Source organism: Mesorhizobium sp. WSM4813 (genome assembly GCF_055811555.1).
Window position 1 is genome coordinate 1 of sequence record NZ_JBVVQU010000039.1, and the last position, 21,938, is coordinate 21,938.

The window sequence follows — 21,938 nt, forward strand, 5'->3', positions numbered from 1 at the left end:
TCCAACCCCACAAGCCAAACCTGCTGCCCGGCCAAAACTCCCTTGACACCTCCGAAGCAGATGTGTGCGCACGCTAGGCTTATGAGAGAAAGTGAAGTCCTATTCACCGACCATCGCGGCCAGCCTGCGCACCGTGTTCCAGTTGCGGGAGGTGCCGACGCCGAGCCGTTTATGGCTTACCGCCGCAAGCAACCGCGAACTTGGCGTCTCGCGCGAAAATACGATCCAGATGTCGCCGCCGACCACCTGCATCCTTTCATCCTTGCCGACATAGGCCTCCAGTGCCGTAACCGCCTCAGCGGGAACGGGCCGGCGCATCACGCGCACCGCCACCTGGTCCGCGGCGGCAGCCGATTCGGCGGGAAACGGATTGCCGGCCGCAAGCTTCAACCAGTCCTCGGCGCGGCGCACGATGATGTCAACATGGCGGCCGAAGGTCTTTTCGAACGCCGCCTCCAATCGGCGCTCCAGCACGGCAATTTCTGTCTCTTTCGTCTGGAAGACCAGATTGCCGGTCGCCACCAGCGTGCGCGGGTTGTTCAGCCCCAGGCCTACCGTCATGGCCCTGAGATCGGACATGACGAGACGCCGCCCCTCGCCCAGGACGATGCTGTAAAGCAGAGCGACGTAGGGTTGCATGGTAGCCTGTCGGTCTAGACCAAGCGGCTCTGCTCCACCGCCGCCTCGATGAAGCTGGCAAACAGCGGGTGCGGGTCGAGCGGCCGGCTTTTCAGCTCGGGATGATACTGCACGCCGATGAACCAGGGATGGTCAGGGTATTCGACCGTTTCCGGCAGCACGCCGTCAGGCGACATGCCGGCAAAGACCAGGCCGCATTCCTCGAGCCGCTCCTTGTAGTCGACATTGACCTCATAGCGGTGGCGGTGGCGCTCGGAAATCTGCGTGTCACCGTAGATGTCGGCGATTTTCGAGCCCTTGGCGAGGTCCGCCTGATAGGCACCGAGCCGCATGGTACCGCCGAGGTCGCCGGTTTCCCTTCGCTTCTCCAGCATGTTGCCCTTCAGCCATTCGGTCATCAGGCCGACGACCGGTTCCTCCGTCGGGCCGAACTCGGTCGACGAGGCATGCTCGACGCCGGCCAGCGAACGCGCTGCCTCGATGCAGGCCATCTGCATGCCGAAGCAGATGCCGAAATACGGCACTTTTCGCTCGCGGGCGAACTTTGCTGCCAGGATCTTGCCTTCCGCGCCGCGCTCGCCAAAACCGCCTGGGACCAGAATCCCGTGGACCTTTTCCAGCCATGGTGCCGGGTCTTCCTTCTCGAATATTTCGCTCTCGATCCAGTCGAGCTTGACCTTGACGCGGTTGGCGAGGCCGCCATGCGACAGCGCCTCGATCAGCGATTTGTATGCGTCCTTGAGGCCGGTATATTTACCGACGACGGCGATGGTCACCTCGCCTTCCGGATTGTGGATGCGCTTGGACACCGCTTGCCAGGGCTCCATGCGCGGCTTCGGCGCCGGATCGATGCCGAAGGCGGCCAGCACTTCCGAATCCAGCCCTTCATTGTGATAGGCCATCGGCACGTCGTAGATGTGCGGCACGTCGAGCGCCTGAATAACCGCGCTCTCGCGGACATTGCAGAACAGCGACAGTTTGCGGCGCTCTTCCCTCGGGATGGGGCGGTCGGCGCGGACCAGCAGGATATCGGGTGCGATGCCGATGCCGCGCAATTCCTTGACCGAATGCTGGGTCGGCTTGGTCTTCAATTCGCCCGCCGTTGGAATGTAGGGCATAAGCGTCAGGTGCACGTAGACGGCGTTATTGCGCGGCAGGTCGTTGCCGAGCTGGCGGATCGCCTCCAGGAACGGCATCGCCTCGATGTCGCCGACGGTGCCGCCGATCTCGCACAGGACGAAGTCATAGTCGTCATTGCCGTTGAGAATGAAATTCTTGATCTCGTCGGTGACGTGCGGAATCACTTGCACGGTGGCGCCAAGATAATCGCCGCGCCGCTCCCGCTCGATGATGTTCTTATAGATGCGGCCCGTGGTGATGTTGTCCTGCTGGTTGGCCGAGCGGCCGGTGAAGCGCTCATAGTGGCCAAGATCGAGATCGGTCTCGGCGCCGTCGTCGGTCACGAAGACCTCGCCATGCTGGTATGGCGACATCGTGCCGGGGTCGACGTTGAGATAGGGATCGAGCTTTTTGATGCGTGCGCGATAGCCTCGCGCCTGCAAGAGAGCCCCAAGGGCCGCTGCAGCGATGCCTTTTCCGAGTGAGGAAACCACGCCGCCTGTGATGAATACATATCGCGCCATGGGAGTCATCGCTTAACGCGGCCGAATTGATTCCGCCAGAGAAAAAACCACCGCGAAGGCTTTTTTCCAAGAAGGCGCTCTGGTGGTGCGCGACCAAAACAAAAGGGCCGGCGAGACCGGCCCTTTTGGGATAACCCGTTAAGGCGTCAGATGATGACGACCTTGGTGCCTACTTTCACCCGGCGGTAAAGGTCCATGACGTGCTCGTTGATCATGCGGAAGCAGCCGTTGGAGGCGCTCGTTCCGATCGACTGCGGCGCGATGGTGCCGTGAATGCGCAGATGCGTGTCCTTCTTGCCGTCGTAAAGATAGATTGCCCGCGCGCCGAGCGGATTTTCGCCGCCGCCGGGCATGCCGTCCTTGTACCGCCCGTAATTCTTCGGTTCACGCTTCTGCATCTCGAGCGTCGGGATCCAGCGCGGCCACTCCTGCTTGTCGCCGACGGCGACCGTGCCCTTGAACTGCAGGCCGTCACGACCGACGGCAATCGCGTAACGGCGGGCGGTCCATGAGGATTCGACGAGATAGAGGCGGCGCGCACTCGTATCGATGACGATGGTGCCGGGACTATAGCCGGTGAATTCGACCTCTTGCGGCACGAACTCCGGCTTCACCTTGAACTGCTTCTTGGCTTCCTTCCTGGCGAGTGCGGCGTCGAGGGCGCGGGTCTCGGGGAGCAGCGACATCGACGAGGACGTGCCGCCGAACAGGCCGGCGAAGAGACCGACGCTCTGCGGCTTCTGTCCAATCGGCTCGCTGCGCAATTCCCCGTTGTTGCCGGTCAGCGCGACGTTCATGGCTTCGGCGGGAATTGACTCGGCCGACTGGATCGGTGCGATGGGTTGAACCGGCTCGATGATCTTGACGGTCTTATTCTTAGCCGGCTTGGCATCAGCCAGCTGGGCATTCTTGGCAACGCCCTTCTTGGCAAGGAACGCCTGCCGTTCGGCGTCGCCCTTGGCTTTGGCCGCCTCGCGCATCGCCAGCTTCCTGGCCTCGAGCGCCTTGGCTCGAGCGGCCTTCTTGTCGGCCGCGATCTTGGCTTCGATCTTGCTGATCTGGGCAAGATCGTCCGCGGTCGGGTTTTTCTTCTTCTTGAGGAGCCTTAGCTGCGCCGTATCGCTTTTGGCGGCGACGTTGACGACGTCAATTTTTACTGCGGTTTTAGAGGCCGAATTACCCGCCGGCATGGCCGCGTAAGCGGGCGCACCAAGGCTGAGCACGGCACAAAGGCCGGCTAAAATGAAGCTGCGAAGCTGCATGGCGAAGATCCGATCGTTCAATGCTTGTTGCCCACGGCGTCGCCCGGCGTCCCCCAAGGACCCCGAAAGTGCCGCGCGCAATCTATAATCGATTAATCGGAGACGCCTCAAGCACCCTGTCGTGCCGCGCCCGGTCGAATCCTCGTGATCGTGCAGCATTTGCCGCGACTGTGTTCAAACAACAACAGATCGCGGCGCTGGACGTTTGCCGGTTACTGGTTTGGAACCTGCGGCGTTACTGGCAGGGTGACGCCGTTTGTGGCCGGCGGCGTGGTCGAATCCGCCGCGGGCGCCGGGGCTGCGGCATCATTGCCGGTAGGCAGCGTCGGCGCCGTGTTGCCGGAAGGCGGCGTCGGCGTCGCGGTGCCAGGCAACTGGTTGAGCACGCCGCCCCCGCCGTTGGTCACAGGCACACGATCGAGAATATCGATCGGCTTTTCGCCGTAACGGGCGACGATCGACAACGTCAGCGAGGTGGCGAAGAAAGCCGCTGCCAGGATCGCCGTCGCCCGCGTCAGCGCGTTTGCCGCACCGCGCGCGGTCATAAAGCCCGATCCCCCGCCGATGCCGAGGCCGCCGCCTTCGGAGCGCTGCAGCAGCACCACGCCGACAAGAGCGAGCACGACCATGAGGTGGACGACGATCAATACGGTTTCCATAGTTTACCCTGGCAAAGCCTTGCGCGGCCGCGGATACGGCCGGTGATTTGGAGGCGGCTCAATACAATGCTTTGACGGCATTTCCAAGCCCGTGGCCGGAATATGGGAAGCAATGCGCCCTTTGCAACGATTTCCGCTACGGCACAGCCTATCCGAAGTGCCCGACAGCCTTTCGATGCTAAAGCATGTCGCGCAAAAGTGTGCAGCGGTTTTGCGATAACGACATGCGTAAAAACAACAACCTAAAGCGCGTCGCATTAGGCCGGCCAAACGCGACGCGCTTTAGGAGATATTTCGATAGGCTTCAGCGATGCCGAGAAAGTCCGCCGCCTTCAGACTGGCGCCGCCGACAAGCGCACCGTCGACATTTTTCACGCCGAGCAGTTCGACCGCGTTCGACGGCTTAACCGAGCCGCCATAGAGGATGCGCATCTTCGCCGCCGCGCTGCCAAGCTTTTCCGACAGTTTTTCGCGAATATGCGCATGCGCCTCAGCAACGTCGGCGGCGGTCGGCGTCAGTCCCGTGCCGATCGCCCATACCGGCTCGTAGGCGATGACGGTATTCGACGCCGTGGCGTCGGGCGGCACCGAGCCGGCGACCTGCCGCGACAGTACGTCGAGCGTCGCGCCTGCCTCGCGTTCTGCTCTCGTCTCACCGATGCAGATGATGGGTACCAGTCCGGCGCGCCACGCGGCGGACGCCTTGGCCTGTACAATGGCGTCGTCCTCATTGTGATCGGCGCGGCGTTCGGAATGGCCGACGATGACGTGGCTGGCGCCCGCATCTTTCAGCATCTCGGCTGAAATACAGCCGGTATGGGCGCCGCTCTCCTTGGTGTGGCAATCCTCGCCCCCGGCCCGGACCGGCGTGCGCGACAAAATCTCTGCGGCGTGCGCGAGCAGCGTCGCCGGAACGCAGACCAGCGCTTCGGTTTCCGCATCTAGCCCGCTCATGAAGCCGTTGCCGATCATCCTGAGTTCGTTGAGCGAGGCGCTGGTGCCGTTCATTTTCCAATTGCCGGCGACCAGCGGGCGGATTCCTGGCGTCATGGGATTTGCTTCTCCGGGCAAGATTCGGCTGCGTCCTCACTACCAAACTCAGCCCACAAAGCAATCGACAGTGGGCCGGAAGGACGCTATTGCGCTTGTTTCAAACTCGGCGCATGCGAAAATGCGCCAAAAATCGGAAGTGACCATGCTTAGTATCTTGAGAAGCGCGGCGGGGACCTGGGTCGCGAAGACGCTGCTGATATTGTTGGTGTTGAGCTTTGCCGTCTGGGGCATTTCCGGGCAGATGGTCGGTGGTTTTGCAGGCCATGACGCCGTTGTCACGGCCGGAGGCACCAAAGTGTCGATCAACGAGTATCGTCTCGCCTATGATCGCCAGATCAGCGTGATGTCGCAGCAATTCGGCCAGCGCATCAGCCGCGAGCAGGCGACGGCGCTCGGCCTCGACAACCAGGTGCTGGCGCAACTCGTGTCGGGTGCAGTCCTCGATGAGCAGGCCCGCAAGCTCGGGCTTGGGCTGTCCAAGGACCGGCTGGCCCAACTCACGCATGAAGACCCGGCCTTCAAGGTCCCCGGCGGCACCTTCGACAGGAGAACCTTCGAATACATACTGCAACAGGTCGGCATGCGGCCGGAAGACTATCTGAGGAATCGCGCCCAGGTGGCTGTGCGCCAGCAGATCGTCGAAGCGGTTTCGGACGGCCTCAAGGTTCCGGATACTTTCTTGAAGGCGGTCGCGCTCTATCATGGCGAAGACCGCACCATCGACTATCTGATCTTGCCGAAATCGCTGGTCGAGCCGATCGAAGCGCCATCCGACAGCGCGCTTTCGGCCTATTTCGAGGAAAACAAGAAGACCTATGCGGCACCCGAATACCGCAAATTCTCCTATGTCAGGCTCGAGCCGCAAGACATCATGGATCTGAGTGCCGTGACCGACCAACAGGTCAGCGACGACTACAAAAAGAACAAAGGGCGCTACACCACGCCGGAAACGCGCACCATCGAACAGCTCGTGTTCAAAACGCCTGATGCCGCGAAGGCCGCGCTCGATTCACTCAAGACCGGCGCGACCTTCGACAAGATCGTCGCCGCCGAGGGCAAGACGCAAGCCGACACGCTGCTCGGCACGCTGTCCAAGGACAAGATCGCCGACAAGGCGGTGGCAGATGCGGCGTTTGCGCTCAATGTCAACGAAGTCAGTCCGGTCGTTCAGGGCGCCTTCGGTCCGGTGCTGCTGCGCGTCACCGACATCAAGCCCGAAGTGGTGAAGCCGCTGGCCGAAGTGTCCGCCGATATCCGCAGGGATCTGGCGCTGGGCGAGGCAAGCCGCATTCTGCTGGACGTGCATGACAATTACGAAGATATCCGCGCTTCGGGCAGCACGCTCAAGCAAGCGGCCGAAAAGCTGAAGCTGAAGGTCGTCACCATCGACGCGATCGATCGTACCGGCCTGAGGCCGGACGGCACCATCGTCAAGGACCTGCCGGAATCGCCGGAGCTCATCAAGGCGGTGTTCGACGCCGAACCCGGCACCGAGAATCCCGACCTCACCACTGCCGACAACGGTTTCGTGTTCTATGAGGTGGATTCGATCACGCCGGCCCGCGACCGCACGCTGGATGAAGTCCGTCAGAAAGTGGTGGCCGACTGGACGGCGGCGGAAACGACCAAGCGGCTCACCGCAAAAGCGGACGAGCTCGAAAAGCGTCTCGATGCCGGCGCCACGCTCGATGTGCTCGCGAGCGAGCTCAAGCTTCAGAAGCAGACCAAGCGCGGCGTCAAGCGCGGGGCGGACGACGTCGATTTCGGCAAGGAAGGGGCGGCTGCGATGTTCGGCGAAGGCCAAGGCGGGACCGGATTGATCCCCTCGCCCACCGGCGACGGACAAATCCTGTTCAAGATCGCCGAAGTCTTCGAGCCTGCCGGAGCCGACGCCAGCTCGGTGCCGGATGACGCGCAGAAATCGTTCACCGCCGGCATGTCCGACGACCTGCTCGACCAGCTGGTGGCGCAGCTGCAGATACAATACGACGTTCGCATCGACCAGACCGCCGTTGCCCAAGCCCTGACCAGATGAGCGCGCTCAAGACCCATATCGCCAAGGTCGCCGCCGGCAACTCCCTTTCCTTCGAAGAGGCGCGCGAGGCCTTCGACATCATCATGTCGGGCGACGCTACGCCCGGCCAGATCGGCGGCTTCCTGATGGCGCTGCGCGTGCGCGGCGAGACGGTGAGCGAGATTTCCGGCGCCGTCGCCACCATGCGCGCCAAGATGCTGCGCGTCGACGCGCCCGCTGGGGCGATCGACATCGTCGGCACTGGCGGCGACAATTCGCACAGCGTCAACATCTCGACCGCATCCGCCTTCGTCATCGCCGCCTGCGGCGTGCCGGTGGCCAAGCACGGCAATCGCGGACTGTCCTCGCAGACCGGCGCCGCCGACGTGCTGACCGCGCTCGGCGTCAAGATCGATATCCCCCCGGAAACGATCGGCCGCTGCATCCACGACACAGGCGTCGGCTTCATGTTCGCGCCGGCGCATCATCCGGCGATGAAGCATGTCGGCCCGATCCGCGTCGAGCTCGGCACCCGCACCATCTTCAACCTGCTTGGCCCGCTCTCTAATCCGGCAAGTGTGAGCCGGCAAATGGTCGGCGTCTTCTTGCCGGAATGGATCATGCCGGTGGCCGAAACGCTTAAGGCACTGGGCGCCGACCAAGCCTGGGTCGCCCATGGCGACGGCTACGACGAGATCACCACCACCGGAGAGACCCAAGTGGCCGAACTGGTCGGCGGCGAGATCCGCACCTTTACACTGACGCCGGAAGCGGTCGGGCTGAAGCGGCACACCAAGGACGAGTTGCGCGGCGGCGATGCCGCCTACAACGCCCAGGCGCTGCGCGACATGCTGGGCGGCGCTGCCGGCGCCTTTCGTGACACGGTGCTCATGAACGCCGGCGCCGGACTGGTGGTGGCGGGCAAGGCGACGACGCTTGCCGACGGCATGGCGACGGCGGCGCAAGCCATCGACAGCGGCCGGGCGCTGAAAGTACTCGACCGGCTGGTCGAGATTTCGAACGGATAGAGCCGTGTCTGATATCCTGCGCAAGATCGAAGCTTACAAGCGCGACGAGATCGCCGCGGCGAAGGCGCGCGTGCCGCTTGCCGAGATAAAGGCGCGGGCGAAGGACACCGATGCAGCGCGCGGCTTTCTCTCGACCATTGAAGCCAAGCGCGGATCCGGGAATTTCGCGCTGATCGCCGAGATCAAGAAGGCGAGCCCGTCCAAGGGCCTGATCCGAGCCGATTTCGATCCGCCAGCACTGGCCATGGCCTATGCGAAAGGTGGCGCCGCCTGCCTTTCGGTGCTGACCGACGCACCGTCCTTCCAGGGTGCGCCTGAATTCCTCACCGATGCGCGCAACGCCGTGACATTGCCCGCGTTGCGCAAGGATTTTCTGTTCGATCCCTATCAGGTGTTCGAAGCCCGCGCGTGGGGCGCGGACGCCATCCTGATCATCATGGCGAGCGTCGATGACGCCGTGGCCACGGAACTCGAAACGACGGCTTTCGAGCTCGGCATGGACGCGCTGGTCGAGGTGCATGACGAGGCCGAGACGGAACGGGCGCTGAAACTCTCATCACGGCTGATCGGCATCAACAACCGCAACCTCCGGACGTTCGAAACCAGCATCGAGACCTCGGAGCGGCTGGCGACGATGGTGCCGGCCGACCGCCTGCTGGTCAGCGAGAGCGGTATTTTCTCGCACGAAGATTGCCGCAGGCTGGAACGGAGCGACATCAGTTCGTTCCTCGTCGGCGAGAGCCTGATGCGGCAACAGGACGTGGCCACTGCGACGCGCCTGCTTTTGACGGGCAAGGCGCCCGCCGATGCATCGGCCCGAAAATCGGAATCGATTTTCGGAGAGCACGATGCATAGGTTCAAAGCATTGGAGCGCACTTTGCGCGTCCAGACGGACGCACGTCGCTCTAAGGTGACCTGACGATGACGCCCGCCCTCACCCATCTTGGCGCGAAAGGCGAAGCCAATATGGTCGATGTCGGCGACAAGGCGGAGACGGCCCGCACGGCGATCGCCGAGGGTCTTGTCTCGATGCTGCCAGAGACACTCAAAATGATCCTCGACGGCGATGCCAAGAAGGGCGACGTGCTTGGCACGGCGCGCATCGCCGGCATCATGGCGGCCAAGAGGACGCATGAGCTGATCCCGCTCTGCCATCCGCTGCTGTTGACCAAGATATCCGTTGACATCGAACCGGACGCGACGCTGCCCGGCCTGAAGGTCACGGCGCTGGCCCGCGTCACCGGCAAGACCGGCGTCGAGATGGAGGCGCTGACCGCCGTCTCGGTCGCTTGCCTCACCATCTACGATATGGCCAAGGCGGTCGATCGCGCCATGGTGATCTCCGGCATCAGGCTGGTGGAAAAGACCGGCGGCAAATCCGGCGACTACAAGGTAGGCGCCCAAGAGGCAGGCCGATAATGGCGCTGCTTCCGGTCGCCGAGGCGCTCGAGCGCCTGCTTGAAGATGCTGCGCCCTCGCAAGCTGAAAGCGTCGCCCTGATGGACGCCGCCGACCGCGTGCTGGCGGAGCCGCTCATAGCACTTCGCACCCAGCCGCCGTTCAACGCGTCCGCCATGGACGGATTTGCCGCGCGGGCCGAGGATGTCGCGTCCGTGCCCGCAAGGCTTTCGGTGATCGGCATGGCGCCGGCCGGACGCGGCTTTGCCGGAACAGTCGGCCCGGCGCAGGCCGTGCGCATCTTCACCGGCGCGCCGCTTCCTGCAGGCGCTGACACCATTGTCATCCAGGAGAATGTCCGCGATCTCGGCGGCGGCAGCATCGAAGTGACCGCGTCGACGGTTGAAGGCCGCAACATCCGCCGCCTCGGGCTCGATTTCTCGAAGGGCGACGTGCTGCTGGAGAAAGGCCGCCTGCTTGATCCGGCGGCATTGTCGCTGGCGGCGTCGGCCAACCACCCGCAGGTCAGCGTGGTGAAACGGCCGCTGGTCGCCATCATCGCCACCGGCGATGAATTGCTGCCGCCGGGCAGCGACCTTGGCCCCGACCAGATCATATCGTCCAATGCCTATGGCGTCGCCGCCGCGGCCCGCTCGGTCGGTACCAGCGCACTCGATCTCGGCATCGCCCCCGACCGCAAGGAGGCGATCGCCACGCTGGTGAAGCAAGCAGTCGACGCAGGCGCCGACGTCATTGTCACGCTGGGCGGCGCCTCTGTCGGCGACCATGACCTGGTCCATGACGTGCTGACCGGTGAAGGCATGACGCTCGATTTCTGGAAAATCGCCATGCGGCCCGGCAAGCCGCTGATGTTCGGGCGGCTGGGTGACATCCGCTGCATCGGCCTGCCTGGCAATCCGGTGGCGAGCCTAGTCTGCACACAGCTCTTTCTGAAGCCGCTGCTTGCGCGGCTCGGCGGCCGCGCCTTCCGGCAGGACATGCGTCAGGCGCGGCTCGGCGCTGCCATGCCGGCCAACGATCTCAGGCAGGACTATGTACGCGCCGTGGTGAGCGAAGAATCCGGCACGCTGCTGGCGACCCCGTTCGGCATCCAGGATTCCTCGATGCTCAAAATGCTGGCCGACGCCAACGGGCTGATCGTACGCGAGCCATTCGCTCCCCCTGCCACAACGGGCGTCGCCTGCAGCGTGCTGATGCTACGCTGAACAAAACGTCAACACATTCATTAAACTTTAAACGGTTGCGGAACACAAATGGAACAGATAGTGTTTGTTCTGGGTTTGTTTTTCTGATTCTGTTGGGGGTCGCGATGCTGACACGCAAACAACATGAACTGCTGATGTTCATCCACGAGCGGCTGAAGGAAAGCGGCATTCCGCCCTCGTTCGACGAGATGAAGGAAGCGCTCGACCTCGCCTCGAAGTCGGGGATCCATCGGCTGATCACGGCGCTGGAGGAGCGCGGTTTCATTCGCCGCCTGCCCAACCGCGCCCGCGCGCTGGAGGTGCTGCGTCTGCCCGATTCGATCGCGCCCGGCCTCAATGCGGCGCGCAAATTCTCACCGAGCGTCATTCAGGGCAGCCTTGGGCAGGGCAGCCTCGGGCGACAGATCAAGCCGGCGCCTTCACGCATGCCTGCGGCCGGCAATGATGACGACGGCGTTGCCACCGTCTCCATTCCAGTGATGGGCCGCATCGCTGCCGGTGTGCCGATCGACGCCATCCAGCACCAGACGCATTCGATCTCGGTACCACCGGACATGATCACCGGCGGCACGCACTACGCGCTGGAGGTCAAGGGTGATTCGATGATCGAGGCCGGTATTTTCGACGGCGACACGGTCATCATTCGCAACGCCGACACCGCCCAGCCTGGCGAGATCATCGTCGCCTTGGTCGACGAGGAGGAAGCGACGCTGAAGCGGTTCCGCCGCAAGGGCGCCTCGATCGCACTTGAAGCCGCCAATCCGGCCTACGAGACGCGTATCTTCGGGCCGGACCGGGTCAAGGTGCAAGGCAAGCTCGTCGGACTAATCCGGCGTTACTGAACGGCAGGCTTTTTGGGTTTCTCGGCCCTGCGGTATGGCGGCAGGCCCCTCGCCTCGCGCGAAAATCTCCGATGCTCATGCCAGGGCCTATAGGGCTGTCTGACGGCAAAACGGATTTCTGCGCGCGTCGTCGCCGATAGCGGATCGAAGAAGACGGCGGCACTGCCCATGCGAGCGAGCTGCCGTTTGGTGACGACGAGAACCAGCGGATTGCGGCAGGGATTATAATAGGCTGTGGCATCGTCGATGACGATCAGATCCGCAAAGGCACAGGCTGGCCGCGCGGTTTTACGGTTGTCGGCGAGCGCGATGATCGCGCCGGACGGATGCCGGGCGAGGCACAGGCCGGCAGTGCAGTAAAAGGGCGCTCCCGGCGGCAGGTCGGCCGGGTCGGCGATGTCCAACCGTACGTCTCCTTTTTCGAATGTCTCGGGCTCGACAATGATCGCTGAAACCAGCGCATGTTTCCAGTTGTCGGTGGTGAATTCGTTCGAACGCACCCGGTTGACGGCAAGTTCGCCGCCGCCGATCGGTAGCGCAACCAGATGCGCATCCTCCGAGATCAGCACGTCGGGGGTGCGCGTCTCGGAAATCGTCAGCAAGCCGGCGAGCGCAAAGGGAAGAGCGGCAAGGCGCAACCATGTCGTTGCCATCGTGGCGATGACCAGGGCGACCGTCACCAGCAGAACCGACTGCAACGAGATCAGCCCGACTGCATCGACCGGCGACCGCACGGAGATCCATCCCGATATTGCAATCATGGCCGTCAATCCCTTGCCCATCATGTAGAGGAAAGGGCCATCGAAGCCGAAAGGCAATGCCAAGGCGCTGACGACGGCCAGGAACATGACGACCGTGACGATCGGCATGACGGCCAGATTGGCGAACAAGCTGAGCGGCGAGACGCGCTGGAAGTGCCAGATGGCGAAGAGCGCGGTGGCGCTGCCGGCAATGATACAGGTCATTGCGATGGTACCTGTCCCAGCGGCGAGTTTCCGCGTGACGAAAACGACCGGTGACCGTCGCTGTGGCGGCGCCGTGGCCTTGTCGGCACGGTAGTCGGACCAGCCGGCATAGGCGCCCACGAGAGCAGCGGTCGCGGCGAAGGACATCTGGAAGCTTGGGCCGACCACCTCGTGCGGCGACACGACGATGACGGCGATGGCAGAAATCGCCAGATTGCGCATGGTGAGCGCCGCCCGATCGAACAGCACGGCGACAAGCATTACCGCCAGCATGATGAGCTGCGTTCGGCCGCGACCACGATGCCGGAAAAAATGAGATAGGCAGCGATGGAAACGAGTGCGGCGGCAGCCGCATATTTTTTGACCGGCCGACGCGACGAAAAATCCGGAAACAGCGCAAAGGCGCCGCGCAGCAATCCCATGATGGTGCCGGCGACAAGCGCCATGTGCAGGCCGGAAATCGAGATGATGTGGTAGATGCCGGTGCGCCGCATCGATTCGTTTATCTCTTCGGGAATGCCGGCACGCACGCCGACGATCAGCGCGGCGGCAATCTCCCCCTCGGCGCCACCAATGCTGTCCCTGATATGGTCGGCAATGGTTTCGCGCGCCTTTTCGATCGAGGAAGAAAGGCGCGCGGCGAACGGTGCATCTTCGGAAACAACGATCTTCGGGTTGCCGAGGAAAAAGCCACTGGCACCGATACCGGCGAAATAGCTGTAAAAGGAGAAGTCATAACTGTCCGGCCTAACCGGGCCCGCCGGTTGCCACCGAGCCTGCGGTCATCTCAGCAGGAATTTTACGTGCTGAAACCCTGGCACGTCCCGGTGCATAACGCAGTGTCGGCCGGGCGGTTGACATCACGTCGATGGTCAGCCTGATCCGGCCGTTCGCCATCTGGTCGAGCCTAACGACACGGCCGGTGAGCTGGGTCTGGATTTCCGAACCGAGCATCTGCGTTCCCACGCGCCAGGTTTCAACCTTGGCGGCGAGAACACCGAGTGCGCACAGCAACGCTGCCATGAAGCACAAATGCGTTTTGCGCCATGAGCGCGTCACCGTCGCACACAATGCCGTGAGAACCACGACGGCAATGGGCTGCGGAAAGTCCGGTTCGACGGCAAGCGAAAAATAAACGATCACCCCGCATGCCAGAAAAACCGGCACCAGCAGGAAGGCGACGCCGCGGTCTAGTTCCAAGCCGGCTGCCGAGGCCACGCTGTTGCGGATACCGGATGGTGAAAGACGGCTGAGCTGCCGGCGGAAACGAATGACAGGCCCGGGTGTGGGAGCCGGTGTTGGCGCGGCGCGGTCCGGCGAAGGAGGCTGAATGGCCGGCTGCGACGCAGGCAGCGAAACGGGTAGCGGCTCGGCGTGGGGAACGTCGGCAAACAGCGATCGTTCGCTGACGCTTGTGATCGCGCCCTCGCTCTCGTCCATGCCGCGGCCTGGTCCAGCCATCGGGTCTGCCCCTTGCGCCCTTGACCTCCTATGCTACATGAACGCGCGACGCGCGAAAGTCCGCGCAATCACATCCGTTTCCTGCGCTTGCCTGAGAGTTCCATGTCCGACAAGGTCGTCACCCGTTTTGCCCCCTCGCCCACCGGCTTCCTGCATATTGGCGGAGCGCGCACGGCGCTGTTCAACTGGCTGTATGCGAAACACACTGGCGGCACGATGCTGCTGCGCATCGAGGACACAGATCGTGAGCGTTCGACCGATGCGGCAACCGCCGCCATCCTCGACGGGCTCTCCTGGCTCGGCCTCACCTGGGACGGCGAGCCGGTATCGCAGTTCGAGCGCGCGCCGCGCCACCGCGCCGTCGCCGAGGAGTTGGTGCGGCTCGGCAAGGCCTATCACTGCTATGCGACGCCGGCCGAGCTGGAGACGATGCGCGAAAGCGCGCGCGCCAAGGGGCTGCCTCCCCGCTATGACGGCCGCTGGCGCGACCGCGACCCGTCGGAGGCGCCGGCCGGCGCCAAGGGCGCAATCCGCATCAAGGCGCCGGCCGACGGCGAGACGGTGGTGCATGATCTCGTGCAGGGCGAAGTCCGCTTCCCCAACAAGGATCTCGACGATTTCATCATCCTGCGCTCGGACGGCAATCCGACCTATATGCATGCCGTCGTCGTCGACGACCACGACATGGGCATCACCCACATCATCCGCGGCGACGATCATCTGACCAATGCCGCCCGGCAGATGGTGATCTATCGAGCCATGGGCTGGGATGTGCCGTCGATGTCGCATATCCCGCTGATCCATGGCGCCGACGGCGCCAAGCTGTCGAAGCGGCACGGCGCGCTCGGCGTCGAAGCCTATCGTGCCATGGGCTACCTGCCCGAGGCACTGCTCAACTACCTGGCGCGGCTCGGCTGGAGCCACGGCGACGACGAGGTCATGTCGATCGCCGACATGATTGCCTGGTTCGACATCGGCGATGTCAACAAGGGAGCCGCCCGCTTCGACTTCGCCAAGCTCGAGGCGCTGAACGGCGTGCATATGCGCCGCATGAACGACGCCGAATTGTTGAATGCCTTGCTTAATACCGTGCCCTATATGGAAGATACTGCCCTCTCCAATCTTGAAATCACTGACGAGCAAAAGGAACTGCTTTTGGCGGCTATGCCAGGTTTAAAGGCACGAGCTCGTACGTTGAGGGAATTGGCAAATAACGCTAGTTATCTGGTAACGAAGGGGCCAATTGAGCCGGCTGATGCCAAGGCGGCTGCCCTATTGGCTGCCCCTCACACGAAAGAAATCCTGCGAAGCGCGAATACAGCGCTGCTTAACGTTTCTGGTGAATGGACCGCGGCAAACACCGAAAACGCGATTCGGGAGGTTGCCTCTCAATACAACATGAAGCTCGGCGATATCGCTCAGCCACTGCGAGTTGCGCTAACTGGCAAACTCACCTCGCCCGGGGTGTTTGATGTGCTCACGGTCCTAGGGCCTTACGAGAGCAAGATAAGGATCGAAGACAAAATCCGAGTTGGTCCTGGCGAGGAAAAATAGCGATTAACGCTCGCTTGCCTTCGCCGCTAGGAAAGCCTGGCGCGCGTCGCCGATCAAATCGATTAGCAAACTGGCCCAAGAAGATTGGCATTGAAAGGTGGCTTTCGCAGTGCAACATTAGGTCCTGGCCCAATTTGGCACGCAAATCCAATTGCGGGCGCAAACGCGCGAACTCCGGTGCTTTCGACGTGTTGCGTTGCAGATATTTCGCCTTTGCCGGCATGAGAAAACCTAAAGGAGTTTGCAATGTCCGAAGCTGCGACAAAAATGGAATTTGGCGGCAAAACCCGCGCGTCGACTGCGAAACTTGAATTCGGCGGCAAAACTCACGAGCTCAAAGTGCGAAGCGGCTCGGTCGGACCTGATGTCATCGACATCGGCTCGCTTTACAGCACCACCGGGGCGTTCACTTATGATCCCGGCTTTACGTCGACGGCAAGCTGCGAGTCGGAAATCACCTTCATCGATGGCGATGCCGGCATCCTTTTGCATCGCGGCTATCCCATCGACCAGTTGGCCGAGCATGGCGACTTCCTCGAAGTCTGCTACCTCTTGCTCTACGGCGAATTGCCGACCAAGGCGCAGAAGGACGATTTCGACTACCGGGTGACGCGCCACACCATGGTGCACGAGCAGATGTCGCGCTTCTTCACCGGCTTTCGCCGGGACGCGCACCCGATGGCGGTGATGTGCGGCGTGGTCGGCGCGCTGTCCGCCTTCTATCACGATTCCACCGACATCTCGGACCCGTACCAGCGCATGGTCGCATCGATGCGGCTGATCGCCAAGATGCCGACGATTGCGGCGATGGCCTACAAATACCACATCGGTCAGCCCTTCATTTATCCGAAGAACGAGCTGAATTTCGCGGCCAATTTCCTGCATATGTGCTTTGCCGTGCCGTGCGAGGAATACAAGATCAACCCGGTGCTGGCGCGTGCGATGGAGCGCATCTTCATCCTGCACGCCGATCACGAGCAGAACGCCTCGACCTCGACCGTCCGCCTCGCCGGCTCGTCAGGCGCCAACCCGTTTGCCTGCATCGCCGCCGGCATCGCCTGCCTGTGGGGACCAGCCCATGGCGGCGCCAACGAGGCGGCCTTGAACATGCTGGGCGAGATCGGCCATGTCGACCACATCCCGGAATTCATCGCCCGCGCCAAGGATAAGAACGATCCGTTCCGTTTGATGGGCTTTGGTCACCGCGTCTACAAAAACTACGACCCGCGCGCCAAGATCATGCAGAAGACCGCACATGAGGTTTTGGGCGAACTCGGCATCAAGGACGATCCGCTGCTCGACATCGCCATGGAGCTGGAAAAGATCGCGCTGACCGACTCCTATTTCATCGAGAAGAAGCTTTATCCCAACGTCGATTTCTATTCCGGCATCACGCTGAAGGCGCTGGGCTTCCCCACCACCATGTTCACCGTGCTGTTCGCGGTCGCCCGTACCGTCGGCTGGATCGCGCAGTGGAAAGAGATGATCGAGGATCCGCACCAGAAGATCGGTCGCCCGCGCCAGCTCTATACAGGTGCGCCGGAACGCGACTACGTGCCGATTGCGAAGAGATGAGGGAGTAGGGAGTAGGGAGTAGGGAGTAGGGAGTAGTAAGGGAGCGCTGATTGGCTCCAACTACTTTCTACTCCCTACTCACTCTCTTGATGTACCTCATCACGACCCCCGCAGCGATATCGCCGGAAGGTCTGTCGACGGCCATGCGTCTGGCCACCTCGGCAAGACCGTCCTTCTGCCATGCACGATAGGGGGTATCGAAAAGAAGCGCCTCCAACTGCCGCGCCAGATAGTGCGGCCGCACATATTCGTTGTAGCTTTCCGGCACGATCGGGCGATCGGCGATGAGATTGGGCAAGGCAGCGCTCCATACGGTGATCAGGCGCTGGGCCATCCGCATGACCGGATCGAGCCGGTAGCAGGAGATCATCGGCACACCCGACAGCGCCAGTTCCAGCGACACCGTTCCCGATGCGATAAGCGCTGCATCTGCCTTGCCGAAGGCCTGCCATTTGCGTTCGCGATCAAGGATGATCTCCGGCTTCTCGTCCCAGCTTGCCACCGAAGCCCTAACCAGATCGGCGACATGCGGCACCGTCGGCAACAGCACGCGCAAGCGGTGTCCGCGCGCGCGCAGGATCGAGATCGTCTTGCCGAATGGGCCGACCAGCCGCCGCACCTCACCGCGACGCGAGCCGGGCATCACAAGCAGTGTCTTTACACGATCGTCGGACAGGTCGCGCGGCAGGCTTTGCGCCTTGGCAGCGCCGAGCACGCCCGGATCGTGCGTAAGGCGATGGCCGACATAGGTGCCGGGCGGACCGCCGAGGCGGGCGAGCTCCTTCACCTCGAAGGGCAAGATGCAGAGGATATGATCGACATACGGTTTCATCGCCACGGCCCTGCCCGGCCGCCACGCCCAGACGCTCGGGCAGACATAGTGGACGATCGGGATTGCCGGATCGGCTGCACGCACCTTTTTCGCCACACGCAGCGAAAAATCCGGGCTGTCGATGGTGATGAGACAGTCGGGCTTTTCACCGGCGACCGCGCTGGCCGTCTGGCTGATCCGCCGCATCAGGCGCGGCAGGTCGCGCAGGATAGCGCTCAGGCCCATCAGCGCGATCTCGCCGCCGTCGAAGAGCGGCGTGAGGCCGAGCGCCTGCAAATGCCGGCCGCCGATGCCGACGAGCCGGACCTCGCGGCCGGTCGCGCGCTTCAGCGCCGCTACGATGTCGGCGCCAAGCAGGTCGCCGGATTCTTCGCCGGCGACGATGGCGATCTTCAGCGGTTTCTCAGTCGCCATGCGCCGGCTCCGCAGCAGGCAGGCCGATCACGAACAGGCCGAGCGCGTTGGCACGGGCGACGACGGTGGGGCCTTCCAGAACAAGCGAGCGGCCGGCTTCGACGGCAATGCCAACAAGTCCGGCGGCATGCGCCGCCTCGACCGTCTGCGGGCCGATGGAGGGCAGATCGGCGCGCAACTCCTGGCTGGGCTTGGCGCATTTGACCAGAACGCCGCGGGTTCTGCCCGCCAGCCTGCCATGGCCGCGCAACTGCCTTGTTCGATCGAGCAATCCGTCAGTGCCCTCGACGCCTTCCAGTGCGATGGCGCGGCCGCCGATCGCAACAGCCGCCTGGCCGATATCCAGCGCGCCGATGGCCTTTGCCGCCGTATGCGCCGCTTCGATGTCGCGCCAGTCGGACTTCCGCGGCGCAGCCTTGGTCAGCGTCCCTTCGGCCGCGACCAGTTCCGGCACGATCTCATGGGCGCCGACAACCTTGATGCCGCTGCGCTCGATCCTTCGCACGAACAGTTTCAGCACGGTATCGTCGCCTTGGGTTACACCGACAAGAAGGCTGGGAACCCATGCGAGCAGGCCGAGATTGAGACGCATGGCGCTCAGCCGGGGACGGCGTGTGATATGGCCCGCGGTCACCAGATGGGTAACATGATGGTGCTTGAGCGTCGGCAGCAGAGAGCCGACATCCTCCAGCCTCAACGTCGTCTGCTCATAGGCGTCGAAGTCGGATATGCGGTCGACCTCGCCCGCCACTACTACCACGAAGGGAGACTTGCCTTGCCCAGCAAGCGCCCTGGCGACTTCGACCGGCAAACTGCCGCCGCCGGCAATGATGCCGACCTTGGCGTCTGGCGCGAGATCAAGGCCCGTCCGGGTGGCCTCAATCTTCGTCATCTGCATCGTCGCCGTCGCCAGCCTTGAGCGACGGGACGGCATAGTGCCGCTTGCCGCGACTGACGATGAAATCGATGATTTTCATGGCGGTCGGTGAGGAGGCGAATTCCGCCTTGGCGAACTCGACGTTTTCGCCGACGGTTCGGGAGCGATCGAAGATCGTCCTGTAGGCCTTGCGCAGCGTAAGTATCTCGGAGCGCGGCAGGCCCGCGCGCTTCAGGCCGATGATGTTGAGGCCGCGAAGGCTGGCGCGATTGCCGACGGCGATGGCGTAGGGAATGACGTCGCCGACGATTGCCGAGCAACCGCCGAGAAAGGCGTTGTCGCCGACGCGGACAAACTGATGAACAGCGGTGAGGCCACCGATATAGACGTTGTCGCCGATCTCGCAATGGCCGCCCAATGTCGCCTGATTGGCGAAGGTGGCGTTCTTGCCGACGATGCAATCATGGGCGATGTGGGCGTAGGCAAGGAAATTGCCGTTGTCGCCGATAACAGTCTCGCCGCGGCTGGAATCGGTGCCGAGGTGCATGGTCACGCCTTCGCGGATCGTGCAGTTCTCGCCGATAACCAGCGTGGTGCGGCCGCCCTTGTGCTTGGTGTTCTGCGGCGGAGCGCCTAGTGTCGCCATCGGATACACTTTGGTCGACGCACCGATGGTGGTCGCGCCCATCACCGAGATGTGGCTGACCAGTTCGACGCGGTCGCCGACCACCGCGTCGGCGCTGACGTGGCAGAATGGCCCTATGCGGACGCCTTCGCCGATTTTTGCACCGGCCTCGATGACCGAAGATGGATGGATGACTGTCTGGATTTTCATAAGCATTCGATCGTCAGTCGCTCGTAACCATCATCGCCGAGATCTCGGCTTCCGCGGCCTTGACGCCGTCGACCAGGGCCTCGCAGGCGAATCTGAGAAGGTTGCCGCGTTTCTTGATTTTCTTCACATGGATCTTCAACTGGTCGCCGGGAACGACCGGTTTACGGAATTTGGCGTTGTCGATGGTCAGGAAATAGACCAGCGAGGGTTTTTCGGTGCCAAGGCTGCGGATGCAAATGGCGCCGGCCGTCTGCGCCATCGCCTCGACGATCAGCACGCCGGGCATGACCGGCTGATCCGGGAAATGACCCTGGAAATGCGGCTCGTTTATGGTCACGTTCTTGATGCCGATTGCAGACTCGTCGCCATCGATGTCGATGATGCGATCGATCATCAGGAACGGATAACGATGCGGCAGGAGCTTCATCAGCCCCAATATGTCGACCGCCTCGAGCGTCGTCGCCGCCACCATCTCAGCTCTTCCCTCCGTCGCCCGATTTCCGCGCCCTGGCCAGTCTTCGCAGAGCCGCGATCTCCCGCATGGCTTCCGCCATCGGCTGCGCCGGGTAACCACCCCAAATCTCGCCCGCAGGGACGTTGCTCATGAACCCGCTTCTTGCAGCAAGCTTGGCCCCTGTCCCAATGGTCAGGTGATCCGCAAGACCGACACCGCCACCCATGGTGACGTTGTCGCCCACCGTTACGGAACCGGAAATACCCGAAAGGCCGGCGATTATGCAATTGCGGCCGATGCGGACGTTGTGAGCGATCTGCACCAGATTGTCGATCTTGGTGCCTTGACCGATGATCGTGTCGGACATGGCGCCACGATCGACCGTGGTGTTCGAGCCGATCTCGACGTCGTCCTGGATGACGACCCGGCCGATTTGCGGGACGCGCTCCGGGCCCTTGGCGCCGGCCACGAAGCCAAAACCGTCCTGGCCGATGCGGGCGCCGCCATGGATGATGACGCGGTTGCCGATAAGCGCGTACTGGATGCTGGCGCCTGGACCGACGTAGCCGTCGCGGCCGAACTGGCAGGAGGGACCGATGACGGCATGAGGCGCAATGACGGTTCCGCTGCCGATAGAAGCGCGAGGGCCGATAATCGCGCCGGCCTCGACAATCGCGCCGGCCTCGACATGCGCCGATGGATCGATATGGGCATGCGGCGAAATACCGGTTTCGCCGGTCATCGGCGCCGGTGTCGCAGCCGCCGGGAAAAGAAGGCGTCCGACCATCGCGAAAGCCTGTTGCGGGCGCGGATGAACCAGAACCGCGATGCCCGCCGGCGCTTTGCCGGCAAATTCGGCGGGACAGAGAACCGCCGCTGCCCGCACCGATTGCATCAGCGCGAAGTTGCGCCTGCCATCAACGAAGACAAGGGTGTGCTCGCCGCCTTCGCTTGCCGGCGCCAAGGCTTCGATCGATATATCGGCGAGGTCGGAATCGACAAGCACCGAGCCGGTCAGATTCGCGACTTCGCCAGCCGTATACCGGCGTGATGGCGCGAAGAACACCGGATCGGTCATTCCAGAAGCTATATCCAGCTAGCGCATGACCCCGAAAATCGGGATCGATTTTCGGGAGGGATCATGCGCGAAATCAAAGTTCTACAGCGTCCTTTGCGCGTCCAAGAGGACGCGCGGCGCTGTAGTGT

General features: G+C 62.8%; 18 protein-coding genes and 1 pseudogene. 8 read left to right on the forward strand and 11 right to left on the reverse strand.

What is annotated here, in order from left to right; genetic code table 11:
• Positions 1 to 99: 99 nt before the first annotated feature.
• The 5 genes from AC0L25_RS21495 to tpiA form a co-directional block, all read right to left on the reverse strand.
• Positions 100 to 639: a DUF1697 domain-containing protein gene (locus AC0L25_RS21495; RefSeq protein WP_473597354.1), complete on the reverse strand. Its 540-nt coding sequence runs from the start codon at positions 637 to 639 to the stop codon at positions 100 to 102.
• A 14-nt stretch (positions 640 to 653) separates the two neighbouring features.
• On the reverse strand, positions 654 to 2,291 hold the full coding sequence (locus AC0L25_RS21500) for a CTP synthase (protein WP_473597355.1): 1,638 nt from the start codon (positions 2,289 to 2,291) through the stop codon (positions 654 to 656).
• 137 nt (positions 2,292 to 2,428) lie between these two features.
• A complete protein-coding gene (locus tag AC0L25_RS21505; protein ID WP_473597403.1) occupies positions 2,429 to 3,544 on the reverse strand; it encodes a L,D-transpeptidase in 1,116 nt (371 codons plus the stop codon).
• Between the two features lie 212 nt (positions 3,545 to 3,756).
• Positions 3,757 to 4,203: a preprotein translocase subunit SecG gene (gene secG / locus AC0L25_RS21510; protein WP_473597356.1), complete on the reverse strand. Its 447-nt coding sequence runs from the start codon at positions 4,201 to 4,203 to the stop codon at positions 3,757 to 3,759.
• A gap of 282 nt (positions 4,204 to 4,485) precedes the next feature.
• The gene (tpiA, locus tag AC0L25_RS21515) at positions 4,486 to 5,253 is read right to left on the reverse strand and encodes a triose-phosphate isomerase (RefSeq protein WP_473597357.1); all 768 of its coding nucleotides are present in this window, start codon (positions 5,251 to 5,253) and stop codon (positions 4,486 to 4,488) included.
• Positions 5,254 to 5,398: 145 nt separating this feature from the next.
• Between tpiA and AC0L25_RS21520 the strand changes: the two genes are divergently transcribed.
• From AC0L25_RS21520 to lexA, 6 genes are all read left to right on the forward strand, one after another.
• Complete coding sequence (locus tag AC0L25_RS21520) at positions 5,399 to 7,291, forward strand: SurA N-terminal domain-containing protein (protein ID WP_473597358.1); 1,893 nt, start codon at positions 5,399 to 5,401, stop codon at positions 7,289 to 7,291.
• The gene (trpD, locus tag AC0L25_RS21525; RefSeq protein WP_473597359.1) at positions 7,288 to 8,298 is read left to right on the forward strand and encodes an anthranilate phosphoribosyltransferase; all 1,011 of its coding nucleotides are present in this window, start codon (positions 7,288 to 7,290) and stop codon (positions 8,296 to 8,298) included. Before AC0L25_RS21520 ends, trpD begins: the two co-directional genes overlap by 4 nt.
• Before the next feature lie 4 nt (positions 8,299 to 8,302).
• Complete coding sequence (gene trpC, locus AC0L25_RS21530; RefSeq protein WP_473597360.1) at positions 8,303 to 9,154, forward strand: indole-3-glycerol phosphate synthase TrpC; 852 nt, start codon at positions 8,303 to 8,305, stop codon at positions 9,152 to 9,154.
• A gap of 66 nt (positions 9,155 to 9,220) precedes the next feature.
• A complete protein-coding gene (gene moaC, locus AC0L25_RS21535) occupies positions 9,221 to 9,718 on the forward strand; it encodes a cyclic pyranopterin monophosphate synthase MoaC (RefSeq protein ID WP_473597361.1) in 498 nt (165 codons plus the stop codon).
• Positions 9,718 to 10,923 carry a molybdopterin molybdotransferase MoeA gene (locus AC0L25_RS21540; RefSeq protein ID WP_473597362.1) on the forward strand — a complete coding sequence of 402 codons (1,206 nt, stop codon included), beginning with the start codon at positions 9,718 to 9,720 and terminating at the stop codon, positions 10,921 to 10,923. Before moaC ends, AC0L25_RS21540 begins: the two co-directional genes overlap by 1 nt.
• Before the next feature lie 104 nt (positions 10,924 to 11,027).
• A complete protein-coding gene (gene lexA, locus AC0L25_RS21545) occupies positions 11,028 to 11,765 on the forward strand; it encodes a transcriptional repressor LexA (protein ID WP_473597363.1) in 738 nt (245 codons plus the stop codon).
• Here the strand turns inward: lexA and AC0L25_RS21550 are convergent.
• Positions 11,759 to 14,191 (reverse strand): annotated as a pseudogene (locus AC0L25_RS21550) (ComEC/Rec2 family competence protein). The gene lexA and the pseudogene AC0L25_RS21550 sit on opposite strands and share 7 nt — an antisense overlap.
• A 102-nt stretch (positions 14,192 to 14,293) precedes the next feature.
• Here AC0L25_RS21550 and gltX point away from each other — a divergent pair.
• Together gltX and gltA are read left to right on the forward strand one after the other, a co-directional pair.
• Positions 14,294 to 15,745, forward strand: coding sequence for a glutamate--tRNA ligase (gltX, locus tag AC0L25_RS21555; RefSeq protein ID WP_473597364.1), 1,452 nt, complete (start codon positions 14,294 to 14,296; stop codon positions 15,743 to 15,745).
• Positions 15,746 to 15,991: 246 nt separating this feature from the next.
• Positions 15,992 to 17,320 (forward strand): citrate synthase, encoded by a 1,329-nt coding sequence (gltA, locus tag AC0L25_RS21560; protein ID WP_473597365.1) that lies wholly within the window; start codon positions 15,992 to 15,994, stop codon positions 17,318 to 17,320.
• 67 nt (positions 17,321 to 17,387) lie between these two features.
• Here the strand turns inward: gltA and lpxB are convergent, their stop codons facing one another.
• From lpxB to lpxD, 5 genes are read right to left on the reverse strand one after another with little or no spacing between them, the layout of a single operon-like run.
• A complete protein-coding gene (lpxB, locus tag AC0L25_RS21565; RefSeq protein ID WP_473597366.1) occupies positions 17,388 to 18,566 on the reverse strand; it encodes a lipid-A-disaccharide synthase in 1,179 nt (392 codons plus the stop codon).
• The gene (locus AC0L25_RS21570; protein ID WP_473597367.1) at positions 18,556 to 19,458 is read right to left on the reverse strand and encodes an LpxI family protein; all 903 of its coding nucleotides are present in this window, start codon (positions 19,456 to 19,458) and stop codon (positions 18,556 to 18,558) included. The genes lpxB and AC0L25_RS21570 overlap by 11 nt, the downstream gene beginning before the upstream one ends.
• Entirely contained in the window at positions 19,445 to 20,278 is an 834-nt protein-coding gene (gene lpxA, locus AC0L25_RS21575; RefSeq protein WP_473597368.1) for an acyl-ACP--UDP-N-acetylglucosamine O-acyltransferase, read from the reverse strand. The genes AC0L25_RS21570 and lpxA overlap by 14 nt, the downstream gene beginning before the upstream one ends.
• A gap of 13 nt (positions 20,279 to 20,291) precedes the next feature.
• A complete protein-coding gene (gene fabZ / locus AC0L25_RS21580) occupies positions 20,292 to 20,750 on the reverse strand; it encodes a 3-hydroxyacyl-ACP dehydratase FabZ (RefSeq protein WP_473597369.1) in 459 nt (152 codons plus the stop codon).
• Position 20,751: 1 nt separating this feature from the next.
• The gene (gene lpxD, locus AC0L25_RS21585; protein ID WP_473597370.1) at positions 20,752 to 21,810 is read right to left on the reverse strand and encodes a UDP-3-O-(3-hydroxymyristoyl)glucosamine N-acyltransferase; all 1,059 of its coding nucleotides are present in this window, start codon (positions 21,808 to 21,810) and stop codon (positions 20,752 to 20,754) included.
• Positions 21,811 to 21,938: the final 128 nt, after the last annotated feature.